General features: G+C 69.6%; 1 pseudogene. It reads right to left on the bottom strand.

The features are described from left to right. Window positions 1–247, bottom strand: a pseudogene (locus SB816_RS34055) (xanthine dehydrogenase family protein molybdopterin-binding subunit); the annotation flags it as partial.

Raw genomic sequence — 247 nt, 5'->3', positions numbered from 1 at the left:
CGCGAGCTCGTCCATGAAGCTCTCGATCGCCCAGACGTTGGTGTGTGCGCCGAGCGAGCGCATTGCGGAGGTCTGCAGCGGCATCGTCGGCGAGAAGTTGTTGACGATGTGCTGGTTCGGCAGCGTGTACAGCGGGATCGCGTTGCGGTCGGCGCCGCCTTCGGGCTGCAGCATCGGCGTCGACGGCGCGGGCACGAACGGCGGCTCCAGCATGCGCGCGGGCAGCAGCCGGCCGGCGTCGACGATC

Source organism: Achromobacter sp. SIMBA_011 (assembly GCF_046535435.1).
In the GTDB taxonomy this organism is placed as follows: domain Bacteria; phylum Pseudomonadota; class Gammaproteobacteria; order Burkholderiales; family Burkholderiaceae_B; genus Achromobacter; species Achromobacter dolens.
The sequence above is the reverse complement of the archived record's forward strand: the minus strand, read 5'-3'. Positions and strand labels throughout refer to the sequence as shown.